This is a genomic window from Nocardia sp. NPDC004123, assembly GCF_053603795.1.
Genome location: NZ_JBSGGG010000064.1, coordinates 1 through 3,903, shown reverse-complemented (window position 1 = coordinate 3,903; position 3,903 = coordinate 1). Strand labels below are relative to the sequence as shown.

Annotated in this window: 6 protein-coding genes; 5 read left to right on the top strand and 1 reads right to left on the bottom strand. The window is 63.8% G+C overall.

Going from position 1 to position 3,903, the window contains the following annotated elements; translation table 11 throughout:
• Window positions 1-169 precede the first annotated feature (169 nt).
• Window positions 170-517, top strand: coding sequence for a hypothetical protein (locus ACWEQQ_RS44885; RefSeq protein WP_452346569.1), 348 nt, complete (start codon window positions 170-172; stop codon window positions 515-517).
• Here ACWEQQ_RS44885 and ACWEQQ_RS44880 read toward each other — a convergent pair.
• Window positions 449-733, bottom strand: a complete 285-nt coding sequence (locus ACWEQQ_RS44880) for a zinc-ribbon domain-containing protein (RefSeq protein WP_452352547.1) — start codon at window positions 731-733, stop codon at window positions 449-451. The genes ACWEQQ_RS44885 and ACWEQQ_RS44880 overlap by 69 nt on opposite strands.
• A 191-nt stretch (window positions 734-924) precedes the next feature.
• On the opposite strand from ACWEQQ_RS44880, the gene ACWEQQ_RS44875 reads away from it, so the two are divergent.
• From ACWEQQ_RS44875 to ACWEQQ_RS44860, 4 genes are read left to right on the top strand one after another with little or no spacing between them, the layout of a single operon-like run.
• Window positions 925-1,308: a TcmI family type II polyketide cyclase gene (locus ACWEQQ_RS44875; RefSeq protein WP_452346568.1), complete on the top strand. Its 384-nt coding sequence runs from the start codon at window positions 925-927 to the stop codon at window positions 1,306-1,308.
• Window positions 1,309-1,566, top strand: a complete 258-nt coding sequence (locus ACWEQQ_RS44870; protein ID WP_379431825.1) for an acyl carrier protein — start codon at window positions 1,309-1,311, stop codon at window positions 1,564-1,566.
• A complete protein-coding gene (locus ACWEQQ_RS44865; protein WP_452352546.1) occupies window positions 1,566-2,453 on the top strand; it encodes a cupin domain-containing protein in 888 nt (295 codons plus the stop codon). Before ACWEQQ_RS44870 ends, ACWEQQ_RS44865 begins: the two co-directional genes overlap by 1 nt.
• On the top strand, window positions 2,450-3,712 hold the full coding sequence (locus ACWEQQ_RS44860) for a beta-ketoacyl-[acyl-carrier-protein] synthase family protein (protein WP_452352545.1): 1,263 nt from the start codon (window positions 2,450-2,452) through the stop codon (window positions 3,710-3,712). The genes ACWEQQ_RS44865 and ACWEQQ_RS44860 overlap by 4 nt, the downstream gene beginning before the upstream one ends.
• Window positions 3,713-3,903: the final 191 nt, after the last annotated feature.

Sequence of the window (3,903 nt, the reverse complement as noted above, 5' to 3'; positions counted from 1 at the left end):
GGGCGTGCCGTGCCCGCGGGGAAGGGGCCGGTGGGGCATTTCGACCCGTCCCTGATGAGTCTCGCCACGGTACGGAAATAACCCACGTGGCGATGTGCGGCCTCTACCTCAACGACCCGACCGCATGGCAAACCCCTAATGAACCACCGGGCGTCTAGCCTGTGGATCCATGACATTCGTCTACAACCTGGTGGTCGTCGTCCATCTGCTCTGTATGGCGGCGGTCATCGGCGGTTATGCCCTCGCGCGGCCGAAGGTTTCCGAGTGGATGTTGTGGGGTGCACGGGCGCTTGTCGTCACGGGCCTGGTGATGGTCCTCATGGCCCACTTCATTCATTCGCTGGACAAGCATCTGCTCATGTCCAAGATCGTGGTCAAGCTGGCGATCGGCGTCTCGGTGGCGGGGCTGGCCGAGCTCGGACACTATGCCAAGCGCGACAAGGTGATTTCATGGTCGGCGCATGCGGCCGGCGCGTTGGCGATCGCCAACGTGTGCGTGGCCGTGCTCTGGCACTGAGCTGGTCCGCGAGTTCGGGCATCGCCGAGGGAATACGTTCGTCTCCCATTCAAAATCGCATTTCCTGCAAAGCCGCCGGGCTTTCGCGCCACTACCGCCAGGGACCTCAGCTGGGCTGAGGTCCCTGTTCTTCGTCGGGGTGGCCTCGAAAATGGTCGAATCGTCAGCGGCGCAACGAAATTGGTGAGATCGGCGCGATGTGGCGCGCAACGGCACCGCGAAAGTCGTCAACTGTCGACTCACCGTCGGGTGCCACCTAGGTGTTGATTGTCTTCACCCCAGGCGGGCGGATGGACAACCGCACGGTGATAGATACCGACCGGTCTGAACTCGTAGGTTTGTTGTACCCCGAAAAGACAGATATCGGGTTCCATGTTCCCCACCAAAGCTCAAGTAGGAGAAGGCCGATGGTGATTCCACATCGTTCGCTGATCGTTGCTCATGTACGTCCGGACGCTATTTTCAACGTTGGCGAGATATTCGCTGAGTCCGATTCGTCGACGGATCTGCCGGCGATTGCGGGTGTGACCCGGCGTGAGCTGTGGGCTTTGGATGATCTGTATGTGCACTTGGTGGAGACCGAGGAGCCCGGTGGCGCCGCGATTGGCAGGGCTGCGCGGCATCCGGAGTTCGCCCGGGTCAGTGCCCGGTTGCGCGAGTTCGTTTCGCCCTATCTCGCGAATTGGCTGTCTCCGGAGGATGCGCGGGCTCGCATGTTCTACAGCTGGACACCACAGACCGGTCCGTCGCTGGGTTCCGGTCTCACCACACGAGGGAAGGAAGAGAAGTAAATGTTTGACACGTTCACCATCGAAACGTTGCGCGCGATCTTGGACGAGCATGTCGGGGTCGACATCGGGCCGGACGAGTTGGAGAGGGCGGACGCGCTGACTCTGGAGGAGATCGGTGTGGATTCGTTGGCGGTCTTCGAGATTCAGAGTGTCGTGGAACGTGACTTCGATGTCAGGTTGCCTGCCCAGCTGCTCGGGATGACCGGTGGTGACGTGGTCCGGTACGTCGAGCTCGCATTCATCGGGGAGGCCGCGTGATGTCGGGACACACAGAAAATTCGATCGTCATCGACGCGCCCCTCGCGCTGGTGTGGGATTCGACCAACGACGTGCGGGTCTGGCCGGATCTGTTCTCCGAATACGCTGCCGTCGATGTTCTCGCGGAGGACGGCGATACCGTCCGGTTCCGGCTCACGATGCACCCGGACGAGGCGGGGCAGGTGTGGAGCTGGGTCAGCGAGCGGACCGTTGATCCGGTCAACCGGACCGTGGACGCACATCGGGTGGAGACCGGGCCGTTCGAGTACATGCAGATCCACTGGCACTATGCCGAGTCCGGATCAGGCACCCGCATGACCTGGGTCCAGGACTTTCACATGCGTCCGGGCGCGCCGATCGACGACGCCGGCATGACCGACCGCATCAACACCAACAGTGTGATCCAGATGCAGCTCATCAAAGAAAAGGTCGAAAAGCGCCACAACGCCGCGGCCGAGACGATCACCACGCCGAGCATCCGGCCGGGCCGCATCGATATCGCAGACCTGCCCGCAGACCGTCGCCGGGGCGGTGAAATCAGGACTGTGCTGAGCCCGAAAACCGTTGGCAGCACGTCTGGTTTCACCGGCGTCGCCACGTTGGAGCCGGGGGAGCGCATCGCCGAGCACTATCACCCGTATTCGGAGGAGTTCCTGTATTGCGTGCAGGGAGACCTCACCGTCGACCTCGACGATGAGCAGTGGTCGCTGGCAACGGGGCAGGGACTGTTCGTGCCGATCAGTGTCCGGCACCGGGTGCGCAATACCGGGACCGAGACCGCAAACATCGTCTTTCACCTCGGACCGCTCGCCCCGCGACCCGAACTCGGTCACGTGGACACGGAACTATCGGCGGCTGCCCCCGGCACCGCGGAGAGAGCACGATGACCCGGGTCGCCGTCACGGGGGTCGGCGTCGTCGCTCCGGGCGGGATCGGGCGCACATCGTTCTGGGACTGCCTGTCGTCCGGGCGCACAGCGACTCGCCGGATCAGTTCCTTCGACCCGGCCGGGTTCCGCTCCCAGGTGGCGGCGGAATGCGATTTCGATCCGCAGGCGGCCGGGTTGTCGCCGAGGCAGGTGCGCCGCTTCGATCGGATGACCCAGTTCGCTCTCGTCGCCGCCCGTGAGGCGTTCGAGGACAGCGGTCTGGAGCTGTCCGACGCCGCGCGCGACATGTTCGGGGTGTCGCTCGGCTCAGCGGTCGGCGCGACCATCACCCTGGAGAACGACTACGTGATCGCGAGCGACAGTGGCCGGGATTGGCTGGTCGACGAGGGCTCCGTGCAGCCCTACCTGTATCAGGCCCTCGTCCCCAGCAGCATGGCCGCCGAGGTGTCGGCCCATTTCGAATTGCACGGTCCGGCAACGGTTGTCTCGACGGGCTGCACGTCCGGGATCGACTCGATCGGTCACGCACTGCACATGATCGAAGACGGTGACGCCGACTTCGTCCTCGCGGGCGCATCGGACGCGCCGATCTCGCCGATCTCCGTCGCGGCGTTCGACGCGATCCGGGCGACCACCTATGACAATGACGATCCCGCCCACGCCTCGCGGCCTTTCGATCTGACGCGCGCCGGTTTCGTGCTGGGGGAGGGTGCGGCGGTGCTGATGTTGGAGAAGCTCGACCACGCCCTGGCTCGGGGCGCCCACATCTACTGCGAGATCGGCGGGTATGCCTCGCGCTGCAACGGCTTCCACATGACCGGACTGCGCCCGGACGGGCTGGAGATGAGCATGGCCATCACGGATGCGATGAACCAAGCGCAGCTCAACCCCGACGCGCTCGGGTACATCAGTGCTCACGGCTCGGGCACGAAGCAGAACGACCGCCATGAAACGGCGGCCTTCAAGAAGGCGCTGGGTGCCGCCGCGTACGAGGTTCCGATCAGCTCGATCAAGTCGATGATCGGACACTCGCTCGGCGCGATCGGCGCGATCGAGATGGCGGCCTGCGCGTTGGCGATCGACACCGGGGTGATCCCGCCGACCGCCAACTGGAGTAACCGAGACCCCGAATGCGATCTGGACTACGTCCCGAACACCGCGCGCACCGCCACCATCGATACGGCTCTGTCGGTCGGCAGTGGGTTCGGCGGTTTCCAGTCCGCGATGGTCTTCACACGACCGGCGGAGTTGCGATGAACCGCCGCGCGGTGATCACCGGACGGTGAACACCGAGCACTCCTCGGGCCGATGAGTGAATCTTCCACCGGCACAACCTCATTGAATTTCCTCCCCACCGGAAGATCAGCCCGGCTTCGGCCGGAGAAAGGTGATGATTATGCGTAATGACAACGATTCCTGGGACATCAAGACGAGTGTCGGCGCTACCG

Excerpts from the sequence above, each read along its gene's own strand:
- ACWEQQ_RS44875 (WP_452346568.1), top strand. The coding sequence starts at position 925 with ATGGTGATTCCACATCGTTCGCTGATCGTTGCTCATGTACGTCCGGAC.
- ACWEQQ_RS44865 (WP_452352546.1), top strand. The coding sequence starts at position 1,566 with ATGTCGGGACACACAGAAAATTCGATCGTCATCGACGCGCCCCTCGCG.
- ACWEQQ_RS44885 (WP_452346569.1), top strand. The coding sequence starts at position 170 with ATGACATTCGTCTACAACCTGGTGGTCGTCGTCCATCTGCTCTGTATG.
- ACWEQQ_RS44860 (WP_452352545.1), top strand. The coding sequence starts at position 2,450 with ATGACCCGGGTCGCCGTCACGGGGGTCGGCGTCGTCGCTCCGGGCGGG.
- ACWEQQ_RS44870 (WP_379431825.1), top strand. The coding sequence starts at position 1,309 with ATGTTTGACACGTTCACCATCGAAACGTTGCGCGCGATCTTGGACGAG.